The organism is Planctomycetota bacterium (genome assembly GCA_035384565.1).
Classification (GTDB): domain Bacteria; phylum Planctomycetota; class PUPC01; order DSUN01; family DSUN01; genus DAOOIT01.
Genome location: DAOOIT010000011.1, coordinates 15,928 through 37,724 on the forward strand (window position 1 = coordinate 15,928; position 21,797 = coordinate 37,724).

The 21,797-nt window shown below is 69.5% G+C and carries 11 protein-coding genes; all 11 read left to right on the forward strand.

Annotated elements, in window-relative coordinates; genetic code table 11:
- Positions 1–6 precede the first annotated feature (6 nt).
- A complete protein-coding gene (locus PLE19_05925) occupies positions 7–705 on the forward strand; it encodes an ABC transporter ATP-binding protein (GenBank protein ID HPD14466.1) in 699 nt (232 codons plus the stop codon).
- The gene (locus PLE19_05930) at positions 702–1,823 is read left to right on the forward strand and encodes an ABC transporter permease (GenBank protein HPD14467.1); all 1,122 of its coding nucleotides are present in this window, start codon (positions 702–704) and stop codon (positions 1,821–1,823) included. The genes PLE19_05925 and PLE19_05930 overlap by 4 nt, the downstream gene beginning before the upstream one ends.
- 106 nt (positions 1,824–1,929) lie before the next feature.
- Positions 1,930–4,173, forward strand: a complete 2,244-nt coding sequence (locus PLE19_05935; protein ID HPD14468.1) for a polyprenyl synthetase family protein — start codon at positions 1,930–1,932, stop codon at positions 4,171–4,173.
- Entirely contained in the window at positions 4,170–4,991 is an 822-nt protein-coding gene (locus tag PLE19_05940; protein ID HPD14469.1) for a hypothetical protein, read from the forward strand. Before PLE19_05935 ends, PLE19_05940 begins: the two co-directional genes overlap by 4 nt.
- A gap of 6 nt (positions 4,992–4,997) precedes the next feature.
- Positions 4,998–5,885 (forward strand): DMT family transporter, encoded by an 888-nt coding sequence (locus tag PLE19_05945; protein HPD14470.1) that lies wholly within the window; start codon positions 4,998–5,000, stop codon positions 5,883–5,885.
- Positions 5,886–5,955: 70 nt separating this feature from the next.
- Positions 5,956–6,270, forward strand: coding sequence for a hypothetical protein (locus PLE19_05950; GenBank protein HPD14471.1), 315 nt, complete (start codon positions 5,956–5,958; stop codon positions 6,268–6,270).
- A gap of 88 nt (positions 6,271–6,358) precedes the next feature.
- Positions 6,359–7,360 (forward strand): dihydroxyacetone kinase subunit DhaK, encoded by a 1,002-nt coding sequence (locus tag PLE19_05955; GenBank protein ID HPD14472.1) that lies wholly within the window; start codon positions 6,359–6,361, stop codon positions 7,358–7,360.
- Between the two features lie 160 nt (positions 7,361–7,520).
- The gene (gene dhaL, locus PLE19_05960; GenBank protein HPD14473.1) at positions 7,521–8,162 is read left to right on the forward strand and encodes a dihydroxyacetone kinase subunit DhaL; all 642 of its coding nucleotides are present in this window, start codon (positions 7,521–7,523) and stop codon (positions 8,160–8,162) included.
- 110 nt (positions 8,163–8,272) lie between these two features.
- Positions 8,273–9,193, forward strand: a complete 921-nt coding sequence (gene lsrF / locus PLE19_05965) for a 3-hydroxy-5-phosphonooxypentane-2,4-dione thiolase (protein ID HPD14474.1) — start codon at positions 8,273–8,275, stop codon at positions 9,191–9,193.
- Between the two features lie 87 nt (positions 9,194–9,280).
- A complete protein-coding gene (locus tag PLE19_05970; protein HPD14475.1) occupies positions 9,281–9,961 on the forward strand; it encodes a hypothetical protein in 681 nt (226 codons plus the stop codon).
- Between the two features lie 1,053 nt (positions 9,962–11,014).
- A complete protein-coding gene (locus PLE19_05975) occupies positions 11,015–21,745 on the forward strand; it encodes an autotransporter-associated beta strand repeat-containing protein (protein ID HPD14476.1) in 10,731 nt (3,576 codons plus the stop codon).
- The last annotated feature ends 52 nt before the right edge of the window (positions 21,746–21,797 follow it).

Below are 21,797 nucleotides of genomic sequence, written 5' to 3' on the forward strand. Positions count from 1 at the left end.
GACCTCATGGGCGGCGCCTCGGCAACCCCGGCAATCGAGTTCCAGGGCGTGAGCCGCTGGTACGGCGACGGGCGGGTGAAGGCGCTCGACAACATCTCCCTCACCCTCGCGCGGGGCGAGTGCCTGGCCGTCGTGGGGCCGAGCGGCAGCGGCAAGTCCACCCTCCTCCACCTGCTGTGCGGGCTGGACCGCCCGACGAGCGGGCGCGTGCTCTTCGAGGGCCGCGCGCCGGCCTCGGTGGGCGAGTGGGCGCGCCTGCGGGCGGCGCGCATCGGCTTCGTGTTCCAGGCGGCCAACCTGCTGCCCACGCTCACCGCGGCCGAGAACGTCGAGGTGCCCATGTTCGGCCAGGGCCGGGGCCGCCGCGAGCGCGAGCGCCGGGCGAGCGAACTCCTCGAACGTGTGGGCCTGGCCGACCGCGCCGCGCATCGCCCTGCCGAACTCTCGGGCGGCGAGCGCCAGCGCGTGGCCCTGGCCCGCAGCCTGGCCAACGGCCCCGACGTGCTCCTGGCCGACGAGCCGACGGGCAATCTCGATTCGGTATCGGCGGCAGCGGTGCTCGATCTGCTGCTCGGCCTGCACGCCCAGCACGGCATGACGCTGGTGATCGTGACCCACAACCCCGAGGTCGCCGCGCGGGCCGCACGGGTGGTGCATCTGTTCGACGGCCGAATCGCCACCGACTGGGGGGGAGGCTCGCCATGACCTTCGCCAGCCTGCCCCTGCGCAACCTGGCGCGCCGGCCGGCGCGCTCGCTGCTCACCGCCTTCGGGGCCGCGGCGGCCATCGGCTCGTTCGTGGTGCTCGTGGGCCTCTCGCGCGGCGTCGAGCGGGCCTGGACCGTGCAGATGCGCGACCAGGGGGTGGACGTGGTGGCGATGCGCCAGGGGGCGCTGGACCCCTTCACCTCCTCGGTGGCCGAGAGCCTGACCGACGAGCTGCGCCGCGTCCCCGGCGTGGCCGACGTGGCCGTGGAACTGGGCCACCTGGTGACGCTCGAGACGGGCAACACGGCGGTGCTCGTGGGCATGGCGCCCGACGGCTGGCTGTGGCAGACCCTGAGGCTGGAGGCGGGGACGCTGCCAACCCCGGCCGACCCGGAGAGCGTGGTGCTGGGCAGCCAGGTGGCGGCGATCCTGAGGAAGAGACCTGGGGACACGGTGGAGATCATCGGGCGACGCTACGCGGTGGCCGGCGTGGTGCAGGCGGTGGGCATCCTTCAGAGCAGCATGGTGTTCATGCTGCTGCCCGCGATGCAAACGCTGCTGGGGCGCGAGGGCAAGGCCACGGGGTTCAGCCTGCGCCTGGCCGAGCCGCGCGATGCGGCCACGCGGGCCGCCACGGTGGAGCGCCTGCGCCGGGCCTTCCCCGCCCTGGCCTTCTTCGAGGCCGAAACGGCGGCCGCCACGCACCACGTGCTCCAGGCGTTCCGCGCCATCACGTGGGGCACGTCGCTCGTGGCCTTTCTCGTGGCCGTCATCATCATCCTGAACACGCTGCTGATGTGCGTGGTCGAGCGCACGCGCGAGATCGGCGTGCTGCGCGCGGTGGGCTGGGGGCCGGGCCGGGTGCTGGCGATGATCGTCACAGAAGGCTGCCTTCTGGCTCTTCTCGGCAGCCTGTTCGGCGTGGTGCTGGGATATGGCGGGCTGCATCTCTTGGTGTCGGCCCCGCTGATCCGGGCCTGCGTGGAGCCGGCGCTGGACCTCCGGGTGGTGGCCGAGGTGGTGGCTGCCGCGGGCGTGGTGGGCGTGCTGGGCAGCCTCTACCCCGCCTGGCGGGCGCTCCGCCTCGACCCCGTGGAAGCGCTGCGCTACGAGTGAGAGGGTGGCCGCCGCGGCGCGTCCTTGCACGCAAGCCTGCGGCGGATATACTGGGGGACGCCTTGCTGCGGCCGGCTTCGGCAGGGGGGTTGGCGCGGAGCGTGACATGCGCATCGGGATCGGCGGGGGCCTCGGCGTGCCGCCGTGCGGCCGCACGGTGGAGCGATGGGGCGTCCACGGCTTCTACCAGACGGCCGCCGCGGGGCGACGCCATTTCTCCCTGACCCTTCTGCGCGAGGCGATCCCCATCGGGCGGGCCGCGGCGCGCGACGCCTTCTGCCTCCTCGCGTCGGTGCTCGACCCGGCCACGGGCCGCCATGAGACTCTCTCGCAACTCGACGCCGTCTCGGCGGCGGCGTTGCCGCGCGTCTTTCGCGCGGCGCGGGGGTCTGGCCTCAACCCCCATGTGCTCGAAGCCCTGGCGAGCGAGATGGAGGCGTTCGGCCTCCCGCGCGGCCATCGGGGCGAGGCGGCACCCGCGAGCGTGACCCGCCAGCCGTTCCGAGCCACGTGGAAGGACTTCGGTCTCGCCGAGACACGGGATGGGTTCGATCTGTCGTTCACAGAGCCGGGCGAGGCACGCGCGTGCCGCCTGCACCTGCGGCCCGAGCGGGCCGGCAGACGGCTTCCGGGTGCTCACCTGAAGGGGGCAGGGCCGCTGAAGGAGGTCGTGTGGCCCCGCCTCGCCGTCGCCGGCGAGGTGGCAGGCGAGCCCGTGAGGGGCGAAGCCTGGGCCGAGCATGCGCCGAGCGACGTCGGCTGGCTCGTCCCCCGCGCGGGCGAGGGCGTGTTCGGCTGGGACCGCCTTGCGGTGAACCTGGACGATGGCCCGGACCTCGTGCTGGCGCGCCGCAGGGACCTGCGGAACGGGGGCATCGTGCACACGTTCGCCGTGGAGTGGGCCGACGAAGGCGAGGCGGCTCTCTCGCGCGCCGCGTCGCTCGAGCCCCGGCGCCGCTGGGAGAGCCCGCGCACCGGAACGCCCTATCCCGTAGCCATGAGCGCCAGCGTGCCCGAGTGGGGTCTGGAGCTCGACTTCGAGCCGCTGGCCGACGACCAGGAGGCGCCTGTCTTCGGCCCGCTGCGCGCCCTCTGGCACGGGGCGGGAACGGTGCGCGGCCGCCTCCATGGGCGGCGCGTCGAGGGCCGGGCGCACCTCGCACTGCACGGCTATGCCTGCGTGCTGGATACGCAGCAGTACCTGGTGCAGTGGGCCGACCGCCTGGACGCGCACGTGGCCGCGTTCCTGCCGCGGGCGCTCGACGAGGCGGGCCTCGCGCGCTACGCGGGGCCGCCGCACTGGCGGCGCAACCCGGCCGCGCACACGGCCATGCTCGCCGAGCCGCTGTGGGACCTGATCCAGCGCCGCGGAAAGCACTGGCGCCCGATGTTCGGCATGCTGCTCCTCGAGGCGCTGGGCACCCCCTCGAAGCCCTACGAGGCCCTCGCCGCCATCACCGGCGAACTGGCCCACACGGGGTCGCTGATCGTGGACGACATCCAGGACGGCTCGCCCACCCGGCGCGGCGCCGAGAGCATCCATCGGCGGTACGGCGTGGACGTGGCGATCAGCGCGGCCAACACGGCCTACTTCCTGGGCTTCGTGGCGCTGCGCGACTACCCGCACCTGACCGACGCCCAGCGCCTGGCGCTCTACCGCATCGCCTCCACGCAGGCGGTGCGCGCCCACTTGGGCCAGGGGCAGGACATCTGGTGGTCGCGGCACCTGGCCCCCGAGGCGCTCGACCGCTGGCTGGCGGACTCGCTGGCGCCGCAGATCCTCCAGACCTATGCCGACAAGACGGGGACAGCCACGGAGGGCATGGCCGAGACGGCCTGCGTGATCGCCGGCGCCGATGCCGCCACCCGCGAGGCCTGCGTGGCCTTCGCCCGCGACTTCGGCGTCGCATTCCAGATCGTGGACGACGTGCTGGACTTCAGCGACTCGCGCCTTCGCGCCGGCACCGGGGGCAAGGACATCGCCGAGGGCAAGGTCACGTATGCCCTGTTCCGCGCCCTGGGCGCCCTGGGGGTGCGGCGCCGCGCGCGGCTGCGCGACATCCTGTGCTCGTCCGAGCTGCGCCGAAGCCCCGAGGGCCAGCGCGAGGCGGCCGGCCTGGTGCGCCGCTCGGGCGCGCTGGAGGCCTGCCGGCAGGAGGCCAGGAATCTGATGAACGAGGGCTGGCGGCGCCTCTCGGCGGCCGTGCCGCCCTCGGAGCCCAAGACGCTGCTCCGCGCCCTCTGCCTCGCCCTGCTGAGCGCCGACGGCGGCGCGTGGGCCGCCGAGGCCGAGCCCCGGCTCGAGCGGCCCGAGGAGAAGCCGAACAGACAACCCCGGAGAAGATCATGAGGAGAACGGTCCTTCTGCTGGCGTTCGCCGTGATAGGTCTGGGCGCCCGGGCGGGCGAGGCGGCGGAGGCCCCGCGCCCTGCCCTGCTCATCATCCCCGCGCCCGTGGCCGAGTGGAAGGCCGACATCCAGGACGTGCAACACGTGCTGATGTCGGCGGCGAACGAGCTGTGGCGCTACTTCCCCGAGCGCACGCTCCCGCCCATCGTGGTGGCGCCGCAGGGCGGCCCCATCACCTGGTTCCGCCGCGGCCTCCACGGCGAGTACTATGTGCAGCTCAATACCGGCGGCACCTTCTGGAATCAGTACGCCTACCAGATGGCCCACGAGTTCTGCCATATCCTGTGCAACTACCGGGACGACGAGAAGTCGAACAAGTGGCTCGAGGAGTCGCTGTGCGAGCTGGCTTCGATCTTCGCCATGCGGCGCATGGCCGACACGTGGGCCAAGACGCCGCCCTACCCGAACTGGCGGAGCTTCGCCCCGACCCATCGCACCTATGCCGACGACCGGCTCAAGAAGGGCGAACTGCCCCCGAACACCCCGTTCGCCGAGTGGTTCCGCGAGAATGAGGGGGCGATGCGCAAGGAGCCGTGCCTGCGCGAGAAGAACAACGTGGTCGCCGCCGCGCTGCTGCCGCTCTTCGAGAAGCAGCCCGAGCATTGGGAGGCGGTGACCTGGCTCAATGCGCAGCCCGTGCGCGAGCCGCGCACGCTCGAGCAACACCTGGCCGCCTGGCGCGCCCACTGCCCCGAGAAGCATCGGCCCTTCGTCGCCGAGATCGCCAAGGTGTTCGGCATCGCTTTGCCCGCCGAATGAGGCCACATGACACGACTCCTCCTCTCGCTGCTGCTCCTGTCGGTCGTCGCCGTGTGGGGCTGGACCTTCGTGGTGGTGAAGGACGCCGTGGCGGGCTACGGCGTGCTGCCGTTCCTGGCCATCCGCTACACGATCGCCACGGGGGTGCTGGCGGCGGCCGTGGCGTGGCGGGTCCGCTGGCCGTCGTTCTGGGCGGGGGCGGGCATCGGGCTGGCGCTGGCGGCGGGCTACCTGTTCCAGACGTTCGGCCTGCGGCTCACCACGGCGAGCAACTCGGGGGTGATCACCGGCCTCTTCGTCTTCTTTGTGCCGGGAGCGAATCGGCTGCTCTTCGGGGTGCGCACGAGGCCGCTGGTGTGGGCGGCCATCGGGGTAAGCCTCGTGGGCCTGGCGCTGCTCTCGGGCGGCGCGCCGCAGGGGGCCAACGCCGGCGACGCGCTCACGCTCGGCTGCGCGGCGGCCTTCGGCCTTCACGTGGTGCTGCTCGACCGCTATGCGAGGCGCCACGACGTGCAGTCGCTGGTGCTCGGCCAGCTTTCGGCGGCCACGGCGCTGTTCGTCGCGGGGTGCCTGCTCTTCGAGTTGCCCTCGTGGCCGTCGGGCGGCGTGTGGCGGGCGATCCTCGTCACCGCCGTGCTGGCGACGGCGGTGGCCTTCTTCGTGCAGACCTTCGTGCAGCAGCGCCTGCCGGCCGTGCCCACGGCCATGATCCTGTTGCTGGAGCCGCTGTTCGCCGCCCTCTTCGGCTATCTGCTGCACGGCGACCGGCTCACGGGGCTCCAGATCGCCGGCGCCGCCCTCCTGAGCGGCGCCGCGCTGGTGGTGGAGCTCTCCCCCCTGGTCCGAAGGCGCGGCGGCCCCGCCTCCGCCCCCTCGACGCCCACTCGCGGTTGACACACAGGCCGCGAAGTGACAGAATACTGGCTGTCCCGGCGTCCGGTCCCGCCCTTTAGGAGGAGCCGCCTTGGCCAAGTTCGTGCACTTCGGCGTCCCGACCACCCAGAAGCAGCCCGGCGAAACCTATCTCGAGGGGGCCAAGGTCTACATCACCGACCCCGAGAAGCACCCCTACCGGGTGGAGTTCGTGCGGTGCGAGAAGGGCTCGCCGTTGCCCAAGCCGATTCAGACCACGCCCCACGCGGCGTTCCAGGTGGACGATATTCAGGCGGCCGTGAAGGGCCGCGAGGTGGTGATGCCGCCCACGGCGATGAGCGACACGATGACCATCGCGTTCATCAAGGACGGCGATGCGCTGCTGGAGCTGATCCAACTGAAGTGAGCCAGGCACGCGGGGCGCGGAGGCCCCGCCCACACCGAGCCATGGTAGGGCGTGCATACCTGCACGCGGAGACGAAAGGAGAGCGCCTGTGGCAATGAAGAAGTTCATCAACAAGCCCGAGAACCTGGTGAGCGAGCTGCTGGAGGGCATGGCCCTCGCCCACTCCAAGCAGCTCAAGCTCGGCAAGCAGAATCTCATCGTGCGCGCCCGGCCGAAGAACAAGCGCAAGGTGGCCCTGGTCACCCTGGGCGGCAGCGGCCACGAGCCGGCCCTCAGCGGGTTCGTGGGCAAGGGCATGCTCGACATCTCCGTGCCGGGCGAAATCTTCGCCGCCCCTGGGCCGCCCCGCGTGATCGCCGCCCTGCGCAAGGCCGCCAAAGGCCGCGAGGCGGGCGTGCTCTTCATCGTGCTGAACCACGCCGGCGACGTGATGACCGCCAACATCGTCATGCAGATGGTCGAGAAGGAAGGCCTCAAGGTCAAACAAGTCCTCACCCATGAGGACATCTCGGCCTCCGACCCCGCCGAGCGCCGCGGCCTGTCGGGCTGCCTCATCGTGATCAAGTGCGCCGGCGCCGCCGCCGAAGAGGGCCGCTCGCTCGACGAGTGCCTGGCCATCGCCCAGCGCGTGCAGGACAACATGGCCACCCTGGCCGTCGCCGTGTCCGCCGCCACCCACCCCTCGACCGGTCAGCCCATCTTCACCATGCCCGACGACGAGATGAACGTGGGCATGGGCCAGCACGGCGAGGCGGGCGGCGGGGCCATGAAGCTCAAGACCGCCGACGAAACGGCCGATATCATGCTGCCCATGCTCCTGGCCGACCGTAAGATTCAGAAGGGCGAGAAGGTGCTGCTCATGCTCAACGGCACCGGCTCCACCACGCTGATGGAGCTCTACATCGTCCTGCGCCGCTGCAAGCAGATCCTCGACGCCCAGGGCATCGAACTGGCCCGCGTCGCCGTGGGCGAGTTCCTCACCGTCCAGGAAATGGGCGGCTTCCAAATGGTCGTCTGCCGCATGGACGACGAGCTGCTGCGCCTGTGGGACGCCCCGTGCAGCAGCCCGGCGCTGACGATGACGAAGTGAGGCGCGCGCCGGGGCAACGCGACCTGTCGGACGAGGCCGACCTGTCCGACTTGTCCGACCCGTCGGACCGATGAGGCTGGTTCCACTACCCTCCCGAAGGTGCCAACACCTTCGGGAGGGTAACAGTCTTCGGCGTTCTCCAGGAGGACGACAGCGACCCATGAGCGCAACCGTCGGCTACAAGGAACTGGTCGCCATGCTCCGCGCCGCCGTCGAGCAGGTGCGGGCCAACCAGGCCATGCTCTCGCAGCTCGACAGCGTGGGCGGCGACGGCGACCACGGCACCACCATGGCCCGCGCCATGGGCCTCGTGGACCAGGCCGTCGCGGCCTGCAAGAAGAAGGACCTCAAGAGCGTCCTCAACGACATCGGCTGGGCGATCATGGGCGTGGACGGCGGGGCGACGGGGCCGCTGCTGGGCACCTTCTTCCTCGGCATGGCCGACGCCGTGGCCGACAAGAAGCCGGTGGACGCCAAGGGCCTGGCCGCGCTCTTCGCGGCCGGCCTCGCGGCCCTTCAGAAGACCAGCAAGGCCCAGGTCGGCGACAAGACGATGATGGACGCCCTCGTCCCCGCCGTGGCTGCCTTGCGCGCCGCTGCCGATGGCGGCCAGGATGTTGCCGCGTGCCTCGCCGCCGCTGCTTCCGCCGCCGAGCAAGGCGCCCTCTCAACGAAGAACTTCCCGGCCAGATTCGGCCGGGCCAAGAACCTCGGCGACCGCACCATCGGCCACCAGGACCCGGGGGCCACATCGGTTTCACTGATCTTCAAGGGGTTTGCCGTCGCAATCGCAGGTTCATGATGCGTGATGCGTGATACGTGAGAAGATGGGGCCGCAGTCGCCTCCTCCTCTCTTCTCACGCATCACGAATCACGCATCACGCATCAACACACGGAAAGGAGCCGCAACTCATGCCCGACGCGCAGGCGAAATCAGAGGACAAGGCGAAGGATTTCTTCGTGGACGTGCCGTTCGAGACGCCCGGGTTCTTCCTCAAGGGCTCGGCGCATCTCGACTGGGGGATGAAGAACCGCCTGTCGCGCATCTTCAACCCCAAGGACGGCCGCACCGTGATGCTGGCCTTCGACCACGGTTACATCATGGGCCCGACGTCGGGCATCGAGCGCATGGACCTCGCCATCCCGCCGCTGATCCCGCACGTGGACTGCCTGATGTGCACTCGCGGGGCGCTGAAGACCTGCATCCCGCCTGAGACCAGCAAGCCGGTCGTCCTCCGCTCGTCCGCCGGCGCCACGGTGCTCAAGGAGCTCTCCAACGAGGTGATCGGCGTGACGCTGGAGGACGCGCTGCGCTTCAACGCCGCCGCCGTGACCTGCCAGTGCTATGTCGGCGGGCCATTCGAGAAGGAGAGCCTGGCCAACCTCTGCCACCTGGTCAACGAGGGCAACCGCTACGGGGTGCCGACCCTGGGCGTGACCGCCGTGGGCCGCGAGCTGGTGCGCGACGCGCGCTACCTGGGCCTGGCGGGCCGCGTGATCGCCGAGCTGGGCGCGCACTTCAACAAGACCTATTACTGCGAGCCGGGCTTCGACGAGGTGGTGGCCGGCACGCCCATCCCCGTGGTCATCGCCGGCGGCAAGAAGCTGCCCGAGGCCGACGCGCTGGCCATGGCCTACAAGGCCATTGACCAGGGCGCCGTGGGGGTGGACATGGGCCGCAACATCTTCCTGGCCGAAGACCCCGCGGCCATGGCCGCCGCCATCCGCGCCGTAGTGCACGATAACCTCAAGCCCGACAAGGCGTTCCAACTGTACAACGACCTCAAGGGCAAGGCGTGCGGCTGCGGCGACAGCGACTGCTGCCAGGGCTGAGGCGTTTCGCCTTGCGCCCGCGCGCCGAACCCGATAGGATCGAAGCACGGGCGCAAACCGACCGAGGTAACGGAAAGGAGCGACAGGATGAACGAGTTGACGAGGCGAGGTCTGCTCAGCGGCGTGCTCGCGGGCGCTGCGGTGCCGATCCTCGGCGGAGGCCGCGCCACGGCCGAAGAGGCCGCCAGGCCGGCGCTCAAGAAGTACAGGAACGAGGACTTCTACGGCGCCGACGGCAAGCTCGACGTGGCCAAGGCCAAGCAGGCGTACTACGAGCTGATGGAGTACCACAAGTTCCCCATCATGCCCGTGCTGAGGACCGACCAGTTCTGGGTGCTGGACTTCGGCCTCGGCAAGTTCGCCGAGGTGGGCATGGCCGGCATCTTCTACATCAACGACCAGCGCGACGACTACCTGCTCCACGACATCTGGCTGCTGCCCGGCCAGATGATCCCCGAACACTACCACGTGAAGACCGACAAGGTGGCCGCGAAGATGGAGGCCTGGCTCGTCCGGCACGGCACCGACTACTTCGGCAGCGAGGGCGAGCCGTCCCCGAACGCCGACGAGATCATCCCGCCCAGCCACAAGGAGTGCGCCAAGGCCCGGCACGTGGTCTTCAAAGGCCCCGGCGAGGTCGTCAAGCTCGAGGTTGCCGAAAGCCGCCACTGGCAGAAGGCCGGCCCCGAGGGCGCCATCGTCACCGAGGTCGCCACCTACCACGACATGGGCGCCCTCCGCTTCAGCCACCCCCAGATCAAGCTGTGAGGCGCTGACCTCCCGCAGGGTCCGAACCTGCGGGAGGCCGCCCCGTTCTCGTGCCCAGGCTCTGGCTTGCCCCTCCTGCTGTTTCAGAGCGTAGGGTCGGGAGACGGGTCGCGCGCTCAGAGGGCAGGCCGCCCCATGGGCGATTGGCCCGGGGCGGTCACAGGCATTCCTCTGAGAGCAGTGCTCACTGCGGCGGCTCATTCTGCTTTGGGTTTCCTCTGTGCACTGCCGAGGCGTGGGGGTCGTGCGAGCCCCGGCCGCCTCGGTGCCATGGTGTATCACCGGCAGAGGGGGAGAGAGTGATACAGCATGGCATGCGCGGCCACGGAAGACCGAGAATCGCCAAACCGCCATGCTGGCTCACCCGTCGGAGACAGGCGGGATGAGCCAGTATGGGAGAGCCGCGTGGGTGCCTTCGGTCCCCCGGGGCGGGGGGCCGCCTCGCCCAGGCTGCGGCGACTTTGTAGCCCCCAGCTTACAGCTTGTCCGGGACATCTGACAACCCGCAGGCGATCAGCCGACCGAGCTGTCCCCTACCCCACCGCGTCCACCCGCCGGACCGCTTGGGCCGAGTGGGGCGGTAGCATCTCAATGGCAGCCTGTGCCAGCCCGATGGTCAGCCTCGGGAATGGGTCCACCGGCGTCGTGCGCGATGTTGCCTGGCGGCAACACGGCGTCGCCCCCTGGGCAGCCTGGGTGGGTAACGCTCGCGTTCGCAGGGTGTTGCGGCTCCGGTGGCGTGTTGACGTGCCGCCACATGAGCCGTCGAATCCGCCCTTCGCCGGCGGGCGGCGCTGGCGAGCGGAGACAAAGGCGTTCGCCCGGGCGTAGGGTTGGAGTGATGATTGGGCGAGCGCGCCGGCGAGAGAGCTGACACTCTGTGCCACGCATCGCCCCGGCCCTCCGCGCGCCGGCTGGCCGGACCCCATCCGGCACAGGATTTGCTACTCCAAAGCTACTATAGTACTATAGGCGCTCTCTGCGATGGGAGCCGTTGGCTGACGAGGTACATCCTTGTCGCCCTCTCACTCTTGGAACGGAAGCAACCCCAACATGAAGCGAACGACGTCCTGCGGCTGGGTCGGGTGTCTCGTGGCGGTTCTGAGTCTCTCGGCTTCGGGTGCCCCGCTCTACTGGGACGGCGATGGTGTCGGCTCGGTGGGCGGTGGGTCAGGCACATGGGACACTACACTTTCCCGCTGGAGCACGACGCCTGGGGGCAGTGCGTACCAGGTCTGGGTGAATGCCAACCTCGATGACGCCGTGTTCCAGAATGCCCCGGGCATCGTCACCCTGGGCGCGCCGGTGACCGCTCACGACCTCACCTTCGCGGCCCAAGGTTACAGGTTGGTGGGCACCAACGCCCTCACGCTCGGCGGCGTCACGCCCACGGTGTCGGTGGCCGGCCCGAGCGACTGGGCGATGGTGGACGTGCCGATCCAGGGTGCGGCCGGCCTCATCCGGTCGGGCGCGGGCAGGCTGTTCCTCACCGAGGGCAGCACCTTCACGGGCGGGGTGACGCTGAACTCCGGCATCACCACCATCATCAATAGCCCGAACCTCGGCGACCCCGCCAACGTGGTGACCCTCAACGGCGGCACGCTGCAACTGGCCAATTCGAGCGGCTCGGCAGGCGGGCTCTACCTCCAGCTCGGCAACCCGGTCACCGGCGGGGCGCGGACCATCGTCGTGGGCCCATCGGGGGGCACGATTGATGTGCCGGCGATATCGAACGGCGCTGATGGCGCGGCCATCACGGGCATCAATGCGCTCACCGGCAGCGGCACCCTTACGAAGACCGGCCTTGGCTATCTCTTCGTGGCGCAGGCAAGCGACTTCTCGGGCAACCTGGTGGTCGCCCCGAACGGCAACCAGTTCGACATTCGCGCGATGGGCACGATGCTCAACGTGGCCAGTGTGACCATCGGCCAGTCGAGCTATCTCAACGTGGACAACCAGAACCAGCTCATGAGCCGCCAATTCCCCGGCGGGGCAAGCAACCTGTCGTATTCCGTGATCCCGGACCGCATCAGCGACACGGCGCCGATTCTGCTCGAGGGCGGGCGCCTGATGTACGTGGCCCGCAACACGGGGCTTTCTGGCACCTCGAGCCGCGAGGTCTTCGGCGCCACTACGGTGGGGCTCGGCCAGTCTGAAATCCGAGCCGAGCGCGCGGGCGGTGGCGGCTCCGACCTCATCCTCTCCAACCTGATCCACAACGTGGGCGGCGGCACGGTGCGTTTCACTGCCGGCAACACGATCGGCCTGGCCGGCGACAACGGCCGCATCACCCTCCAGCAGGTTAACGGCGTGGCCCCCACTACGGGCATGTTCCTCGGCGGCTGGGCCGTGGTGAACAGCGACAACTTCGCCACCTATGTCGTCCCCGCCAGTCTGGGCGCCGCGGGCGGCGTGGTGCCCTACGGCAGCGCCGTGGCCGGCGCCCCGGCGTATGCCACGACACCCTTTGCCAGCGGCAAGGTTGTCAACCTCACTGCCGACTACACCATCCCCGCCGGCGACAGCGTGGTGGGCGCGCTGCGGCTCGCCGGCGCCGCAACCCGCCAGGTGCTCTTCACCAACCCCGGCGACACGCTCTACGTCGAGAGCGGCGGCATCCTCTCGGACGGCAGTAACAACGCCCGCAACATCGGCGCCACCGGCACCCGCGGCCGCCTCACCGCCGGCACCACCTCGGCCACTACCCCGCAGGAGCTGTTCCTCCACAACAACTCCAACACCACCACCATCTGGTCGCAGATCATCAATAACCCGAACGACCTGATCAACGCCACGGTGGCCCTGGTGAAGGACCTCGACGGCCAGGTGAACCTCGAGAACGACCAGAACTCCTATACGGGCGGGACCTATGTTCTGCGCGGCACCCTCGAGGCCCGGGCGGCGGGCACGCTGGGCTATGGCCCCGTGACCGTGAAGAACTCGCGGCTCAACCTCAATGCAGCCGGCGCCATCAACGCGGCGGCGACCGCCGGCGGCTACACCATCGTGGACAATGGGCAGATCCTCCTGAACAGCACGAGCAACTACAACACGACCTGGGACCGCTTCACAGTGCCTGCGGGCGGCGTGCTCTCGGGCCAGAACTCCAACACGGCCAATCAGGGCCTCGGCAGCCTCACGCGCGTCGCTTCGCTCACCGGCGGCGGCCAGGTGGTGCTCGCACCCGGCGCCGTCGTGGCGCACAACAGCCACTTCAACGACGCCGCAAACGGCACCGGCGTGCGCACCGTGCAGAACCTGGGCACGAACGCCGACCTGTTCTACGGTCTCTACAGCGACTTCAACCCCGGCGCGGCCGGCTCGCTCACCGTGGGCGCGGGCACCGCCTGGACCGGCATCAGCACGGACCGCAGTGATCGCCGCTTCACCCAAGGCACCATCGTCGCCAACAGCGATTTCACCCTCCAGGGTCTCCTGCGCGACAACGGCTACGCCCTCCTCTACCTCGGCGGCACCGGCGGCGGCACCTATGGCATCACCAACGCCTCCGGCGGCCCCATCAATGCCAACATCGTCGGGCGCGTGGCTCTCGATGAGAACTCGCCCGTGAGTCTGCCTAGCGACCTGACCTTTGTCGTCACACCAGGCGCCACCCTTTCGCCGAACCAGAGCAACTCGCTCGGCAGCGGCGGCAGCTTCGCCAACGTCCTGGTTCAGGCCGGCGGCACGCTGGATCCGGGGAACTTCACCGGTGTGCCTCCTGCCATCCCTGGCCCGCTCAATGGCGGCCTCGTGACCGTGGCCGCCGGCGGCCGCCTGCTCCTCAACGACGCCTCGGGCGTCGGCTCCGGACAGGCCGGCAACATCACCATGCAGTCCGACTCGATCCTGCACCTCAACAGCAACAACGTCTTCCTGGGGGCGGCCACGGGCCAGTTCGTCTACGAGCCGGGCGCCATTGTCCGCATCGAGTACAGCAGCCCCTACGGCCTGAAGCCGATCGTTTCGGATGCGCCGGGCGGTAGCCAGGTGGTCTACGAGGTCTGGAACGGCGACCGGACACTCACCAACCAGATTCACCCCTTGATCACCGCCGGCCCGGGCTCGCCGAACGTCGCGCCCGAGGTCCTCACCATTGCCAACGGCGGCATGCTCACCAACGACTCGAACGACCGCCGCCTCAACGAGGGCCGCGGCCGCGTGATCCTGGGCGACGGCGCGGTGCTGGCCGGCACCAGCCAGACCTACTTCAACATCCAGGAAAGCCTCGACGTGCAGGCCGGCGCCACCGTCTACATCGGCAGCAGCCGGTGGGTGGACGGCGACCCGAAGCTGGGCGCCGTGCAGTTCGTGCAGGCCGGCACCAACACGGCCGGCGCGGGCGTGACGTTCAACGTCGTGGACGGCGCGCAGCTCTCGTTCAACCAGGGCAACGTGTTCCCCGACACCGCGCGGCTGCATCTGCCCGCCGCGGTGACCTACTGGCCGCCGGTGGGCAACCCCCCGCCCGGCGCCTGGAGCGGCCAGCCCGGCAACGGCAGCACCCTGCTGCTCAACACCGGCTGGACCGAGGTGATCGGCGAACTCACCGGCAACGGCGCCGTGATGGGCAACACCGGCGCCATGCTCGCCGCCGGCTGGGGCACGGCCAGCAACTTCACCTTCGACGGCCTCTTCAAGAGCGCCAACAGCCAGAACCCCGGCCTCGTGAAGGTGGGCAGCACGCGGATGACCCTCACCAACACGAGCGACAGCACCGGCTCGCTCACCGTGTACCAGGGCGAGCTGGCCCTCGCCGGCCCGAACGGCCGGTGGCGTGGCGGCGAGATGCGTCTCTCGAAGGGCGGCACGCTGCTCTTCGACAACTCGGGCACGGCCGTTGCCGACCGCCAGGTGGCCGGCGGCACCTGGCTCACCACCCTCGCGGGCGGCGATTTCAGGGTCCTCGGCCACGCCACCCAGGCGGCCGACGTGGCGATGTACGGCCTCGGCAACTCCGCAGGCTCGGCCGTCACCGGCATCAGCGGCGGCAACACGGGCGGCTTCGGCACCGTCACGGTCATCCCCGATGGCGACCTCTCGATGCTGCGCACCTCCGTGACCTTCGGCCAGATGGAGAACTTCCAGAGTTCGAGCGACCGCAACTCGGTCTGGCTCCTCCGCGGCGCGGGCATCGCCGGCCTACCCGGCACCCACGACGCCAACGGCGTCTACACGCCTAACGCCGGGAACCCGCAAGACGGCCTCATCTTCATCACCAACCCGAACCTGCTCTCGTCGCTCAGCTACGGGCAGCAGGGCGGCGTCGAGGGCTTCGGCCCCGGCACGCCGGGCACCCCACTGGTGCCCGTGCGCGGCGATCTCCTGGCCGCGGTGGACCCGAACGCGACCGAGGGCGATTTCGCCACGATGGACGTCGCTAGCGGCGCGAAGCGGACCGGCGTGCGCATCCTCCAGGCGTCGGAGTATGCCTCCACGACCCTCGAGAACGCCAACCTGTCGCTGAACCTGCGGCTCACCGGGGCGCTCAACTTCGCGGGCGGCGACACGCGCCTCTCGGTGCTGAAGATGGAGAACGGCTCGAGCCTGAGCGTCAGCGGCGTTGTGCCGCTGCTCACGCAGCCCGCCCAGGTCGTCGTCAACGCAGGCGGCATCCTCGTGCCGTCGGGAGCCACGGCCTCGCTCACCGCTTCGGGAAATGGCGCCGGCGCGGACTCGGTGATCCGCACGGGCGGCGGCGTGTCGGCCTATCTCCACACCTTCGGCGACCTGAGCGTGGACGGCGAGTTCTTCACCGACCAACGCCTGGTGAAGACGGGCAGCGGCACGGCCAGCTTCACGGCCGGCTCGCTCTCCAACCTCCGCGGCGGCATCGCCCTTCACGAGGGCACGCTGAGCATCAACGACAGCCTCGCCAACATCCGCGAGACCGGCATCAACGCCAGCAGCTTCTACGGCATCCACCTGGAGCTCAACGGCGGCACGCTCGACCTCAACGGCAACAGCCAGTTCTTCCGCCGGCTCGAGAGCGGCAACATCTTGCCCGGCGTGGGCACGGAGGGCGGCACCCTCACCAGCGCGGCCCCCGCTCGCGTCACCGTGCAGGACGGCGGCACCTTCTCCGGCCACATCACTGGCGACATCGCCTTCCACAAGGTGGGCAACAACACCCTCTACTTCACCAACAGCAACCCGTACACCGGCGAGACCATCGTCCGCCAGGGCACGCTGCTGCTGCGCGACAGCGGCACGCTGCCCAACACACCGCAGATTGACCTCAACTACGCCCGGCTGGACATCGTGAACGACAACCTCTCGGGCATGAACGACCGAGTGAACCCCGCCGCTGTGATCAACATGCGGGGCGGCGACTTTGTGAACCGCGGCCGCCCCGGCATGCTCACCCAGGAGCACCTCGGCACGGTGAACGTGCTCCAGGGCCAGAACCTCTTCCAGACCCTCGCCGGCGGCAGCGGCGCGACCGAGACGCACATCAACAACCTCGTGCGCAGCGCCGGCGCCACCGTGGCGTTCCAGCAGAACTACGGCTTCGTCGGCACCGCCGGCAACGACACCACGGCCATCCGCTACCTGATCAACCAGATCAACAGCGCGCCCGTCGCGCTCAACGACGGCCTCATCGGGGGCTGGGCCATCGTCAACAACGACCACTTCGCCACCTACCTGCCCGCCACCGGCGTCAGCTACATGAGCAACACCAGCGACGGCTATGCCAACTATGATTCCAGCGACCTCAGCGCCGCGACTGCGACGCAGAACGTCAACGACGGCACCTCTCGCACCATCGCCGCCAGCAAGACCGTCAACTCCATCCGCTTCTCCGGCGGCGCGACGCACACGCTCAACGCCGGCGTGTTGCTGACCGTGGACACGGGCGGCATCATGAGCAACACGAACGCCGGCCACGGCTTCACGGGCGCGGGCCAGATCACCTCGAACTCCGGGGAACTCAACCTCTTCGTCAACCAGAACACGATGACCATTGGCGCCCAGATCACAGGCAACATCGCGCTGACCAAGGCCGGCGGCGCCACCCTGCGGCTCCAGGGCAACAACAACTACACAGGGAACACCTACTTCCAGGCACTGAGCGGAGCGAGCGATCTCAGCGGCCTCGTAGAACTCAACACCGCCAGCGCCAACGGCAGCACCATCGTCGCAATCCCGGGCAATCTCCACATTCACAACACCACAGTCACCGAGTTGCTTCCCAACCAGATCAAGAACACCGCGACCGTGTACCTCTATGGCGGCGGCACCCTGAATCTCCGCGACGCGGGCGGTGTGACCGAGACCCTCGATGCCCTGGTCTTCAGCGATGCCGGCAGCAACGCCAACGCCCGGCCCATCGTCTCCCGCGCCAACGCTCAGGCCACGTCGGCCCTCAACCTCACCGGCGCCACGCCCATCACCGTCTTCAACGACAACCCGACCTCCACCCCCACCATCAGCACCAACGTCGGCAGCCTCGCCTTCACCCGAGGGGCGGGCAATGCGCAGACCCTCCTGGTCAATTCGCCCGTCACCGTCAACGGCCTGGCCGCCGCCGGCCTGCTGCTCAACGCCAACATCACCACCGTGCCGACCGGCGTGGACGACGGCGGCCTGATCAAGGCGGGCAACGGCCTCCTGCTCCTGGGCGGCTCGGGGAGCACCTTCGGCAACCCGGGCGCACCCACCGAGGTGTTCAACATCCAGGAGGGCTACGTTCGCGTGGACCACCAGAACGCCCTTGGCCCCGTCAACGCCATCACCACCGTGCAGAACGGCGCCACGCTGCTGCTCAACAACAACTCCGGCATCACCGGCAGCCTCCAGCTCAAGAACGGCTCCACCCTGAGCGTCACGCTGAACAGCTCCACCCTCGGCACCGTGGGCAGCACCGGCACCGTGGACGTGCCGGCGGGCGCGAACGTGGACGTGCTGCTGCGCGACTACTTCATCCCCGCGACCAACAACGGCAACATCGTGAACAACCACCGCCTCACCGGCGCCGGCACCCTCCACCTGGCCGGCATCGAGTACGCGGCCGGCTACAACGGCGGCGGCATCCTCCAACTCCAGAATACGGCCAACGACTTCGCAGGCACGATCAACATCGGCACGAACGCCATTCTCACGGCCAACAGCAGCTCAGGCACGGGCAACACGCTCGGCACCGCGGCGCTGGCTCTCAACGGCGGCGTCCTGCGCCTCCAGGATAACGGCACGGCCAGCAACCAGACGATCAGCTACGGCAACAACGTGACCCTCAACGCCAACTCGCTGATCGTCGCCGACCGGCAGAGCGGCTCGAACACCACCAACACGATCGCACTCGGCACCCTCAACGTCGCGAGCGGCGCCCACGTTCTCGGCTCGAACTTCACGGGCGACGACTTCTGGGCCGTCAACAACAGCTACCAGGTTTCGTTCGCCCAGGTTGACGGGTTGGGCACGCTCGTCAAGGGCGGCCACCAGGTGCTGAACATCAACGGCTATGCGGCGGGCTTCTCCGGCAACATCGAGATTGCCGGGCCGCAGGGCATCGCCGTGCAGCCCTCGGGCAACCTCTACCTCACCGCCGCCACCAACAACCTCAACAACCTCACCGTCAACGGAATCTTCGGGCCGCGGCCCAGCACCGCGCTCAACGTGGCGGGCGTCCTCGAAGTCGGCGACAACGCCGGCCAGGTGGTCAACGGCACCTACGGAGTCGCCACCGGCAGCGTCACAGGCGCCATGAGCGTGCCGAGCACCGCCACGGTCACCGCAGCCACCCTCCTCAACAACGGCATCATCGGCTCCACCGGCGGCAACGCCACCCTCACCGCCACCCAGATTCAGGGTTCGGGCCTCTACCAGACCTACAACCAGCCTCTTACCCTCGCCGGCACCCTGGCCGACGGTTCCAACCCCACCGTCCTCAAGGTCGCCGGCAACAACATCGTGAACCTGGTTCCGGCCGCCTCAGGCACCAGCAGCGGCGGCACCCAGGTGCAGAGCGGCACACTGCGCATCGCCGCCGCCGCCCCGATCACCGACCCGCTGGGCACGGGCGATATCCAGGTGCTCGGCTACGCCCCGCCCGTGGTCACCGCCGCCACCAGCGCCACCCTGCTCTTCGACAGCGGCGCCAACGCCATCGTCCAGAACAGCAACATCGTCAACAGCGGCCTCGTGCACGTCGCCAGCGGCACCGTCACGATCGGCGGCACCCTTAGCGGCCCGGGCCCCGGCGCCTATGTGCCCGGCCTCCTCGAGGGCAACGGGGGCACCTGGAACTCCGCCAGCCCCATCAACACGGGCACCTTCGGCATCAAGCTCGAGCCCCGCATGGGCAACATGAGCGTCGTCACCCACGACCGCATCACCGGCTGGAGCGACAACGAGACCTGGGTCTACAGCGGCCAGTTCTACGATGCCGACGGCTACTTCAGCTTCATCGAGAACATCGACGACAATGCGGCGGTCCTGATCGATGGCGTCAAGCGCCTCGAGGAGAGCGGCTCGGAGATCTCGAGCACATCCATGATCGCCGGCCAGCGCGGCGCGACGGTCTACGCCAGCCAGAACTCCTACGGCGGGAACCTCTACTTCGGCATGGGACCCAACGGCGACGGCTGGCACGACATCGAGATCCGCTTCCAGCAGGGCGGCGGCGGCGCCGGCCCGTGGGGCGTGACCAACGGCATGAACAACAACTTCGGCTTCGGCCTGAGCACCGACGGCACGCGGGCCCTCGACGGCGCTCTCTACACTCGGCCCATTGACCCTGGCGACGCCAGCCTGTTCCGCACCCCGGTCGCCGCGCAAGGCAACCTCCAGATCGCCAGCGGCGCCGCCCTCAACCTCACCGCCCCCGGCGCCACCCACAGCACCGGCAGCCTCCTCGCCAGCGGCAGCTCCGGCGCCGCCGCGCTCAACCTGGCCAACGGCGCCACCCTCAACACAGGCAACGTCACCATCCCCAGCGGTGTCACCCTGAACGCCAGCGCCCTCAGCGGCACCGCCGCCCTCAACCTCACTGGCAGCCTGACAGGCCGGGGGGCCACGCTGAACCTGGCAAACGTGGCTCTCACGTTCGACTCCAACGCGGCTCAGGTTGCTGACGCCACGATCTCGGGCACCGGCAGCCTCACCAAGCTCGGCACCGGCACCCTTCGCGTCGGCGCCACCAACAACTCCTACTCAGGCCCCACCTTCATCAACCAGGGCACCGTGGCCGCCGCCGGCACCGGCCTTGGAACGGGAACCGTCACGGTCGCCCTCGGCGCCACGTTGACACTCCAGGACCTCAGTGCTGGCCTCCCGGGCGAGTATTACAACATTAACCCGGGGTCAAGCGGGTCCAACCCCAACTTCGCCACCCTCGCCGCCCTCAACGCCCACCTGAGCACTTACACGCCCAACCTGATCTCCTATTCGACGGCAGCGGGCGCGAACTTCGACTTCGCCACCAACGGCTCGCTCTTCCCCGCGCCCTACAACAGCGGCGGGGCGAACTTCGAGGTGCGGTGGACGGGCAAGTTCAACGCCCCCGTCGCAGGCAACTACGCCTTCTGGACCGGCAGCGACGACGGCAGCATGCTCTGGATTGACGGCCAGGAGCCCGCCGCTGTGGACAACAACTTCTTCCAGGGCGTCACCTGGCGCGGCGGCACCGCCATCCCGCTCACCGCCGGGCTCCACGACATCACCATCGCCTTCTACCAGGGCACCGGCGGCTACGGCCTCCAGGCCGACGTCCAAGGTCCCGCCGGCAGCGGCCTCGAGACCCGCCAGCGGCTGCCCAATTCGTACCTGCTCAGTGGCGTCTTCGGCAACCTCACCATCGGCGCGCTCGCAGGCGACGGCACCGTGGCCCTCGGCCCCTACACCCTCACCGCGGGCGGCAACAACGCCGACACGCTCTTCACCGGCCAGATCACGGGCACTGGCGCCCTCGTCAAGACAGGCTCGGGCGCCCTCTATCTCACTGGCGCCAACAGCTACGCGGGGGGCACCACTCTGGCCGGCGGCACCCTCGGCATCAACGGCGACGCCGCCCTCGGCGCCGTCCCCGCCGCCCCCACGACCAACCTCACCTTCGCCGGCGACAGCACCCTCCGCACCACGGCGGCCCTCGCCCTGAACGCCAACCGCCACATCCTCATCAACAGCGGCGTCACGGCCACCTTCGACACCAACGGCTTCGACGTGGCCATCGGCGGCGCCGTCGCCGGCCAGGGCGGCCTCACCAAGACCGGCCTCGGCAGCCTCTCGCTCCTCGGCGCCCACACCTACACCGGGCCCACCACCGTGCAGCAGGGCGAGCTGCTCACCGGCGGCACCCTCGCCGGCCCCCTGAGCGTGCTCGCCAACGGCCTCCTCTCGGCCGGCCCGGGCGTCAGCACCAACACCCTTCTGGTGCTCGACGACTACGACCAGCAGGGCACCCTGCGCGTCGAGCTGGCGGGGCCGAACCAGGGCGCGACCACCAGCGGCTTCGACTTCATCTTCGTCAACGGCCTCGCCACCCTGGCCGGGAACGCAACGGTGGAGATTGACCTGCTGAACGGCTTCGTGCCTCCCGCGTTCAGCACCTACGACCTCCTGGTCGCCGTGGACGGCATCACGGCCGACGTGAACCTTCTGATCGTGGACGCCTCGAGCGTGACCTTCAACTACGGCTGGAGCCTGAGCCTGGTGGACGTGCCCTCCTACGGGCCCGACGCCATGGCCCTCCGCCTCACGGCCGTGCCCGAGCCCACCACCCTGGCGCTCCTGGCGCTCGGCGGCCTGGGCCTGCTCGCCCGCGCCCGGCGTCGCCGCGCCGCATAGGCGGCGGGCACTTCAACGATGATCATCCATCGGGGGCGCTCGACGGGCGCCC

What these genes read in the sequence shown, in the direction of transcription:
- PLE19_05930 (HPD14467.1), top strand. Translation starts at nt 702, where the DNA reads ATGACCTTCGCCAGCCTGCCCCTGCGCAACCTGGCGCGCCGGCCGGCG.
- lsrF (HPD14474.1), top strand. Translation starts at nt 8,273, where the DNA reads ATGCCCGACGCGCAGGCGAAATCAGAGGACAAGGCGAAGGATTTCTTC.
- PLE19_05975 (HPD14476.1), top strand. Translation starts at nt 11,015, where the DNA reads ATGAAGCGAACGACGTCCTGCGGCTGGGTCGGGTGTCTCGTGGCGGTT.
- PLE19_05970 (HPD14475.1), top strand. Translation starts at nt 9,281, where the DNA reads ATGAACGAGTTGACGAGGCGAGGTCTGCTCAGCGGCGTGCTCGCGGGC.
- PLE19_05935 (HPD14468.1), top strand. Translation starts at nt 1,930, where the DNA reads ATGCGCATCGGGATCGGCGGGGGCCTCGGCGTGCCGCCGTGCGGCCGC.
- dhaL (HPD14473.1), top strand. Translation starts at nt 7,521, where the DNA reads ATGAGCGCAACCGTCGGCTACAAGGAACTGGTCGCCATGCTCCGCGCC.
- PLE19_05945 (HPD14470.1), top strand. Translation starts at nt 4,998, where the DNA reads ATGACACGACTCCTCCTCTCGCTGCTGCTCCTGTCGGTCGTCGCCGTG.
- PLE19_05925 (HPD14466.1), top strand. Translation starts at nt 7, where the DNA reads ATGGGCGGCGCCTCGGCAACCCCGGCAATCGAGTTCCAGGGCGTGAGC.
- PLE19_05940 (HPD14469.1), top strand. Translation starts at nt 4,170, where the DNA reads ATGAGGAGAACGGTCCTTCTGCTGGCGTTCGCCGTGATAGGTCTGGGC.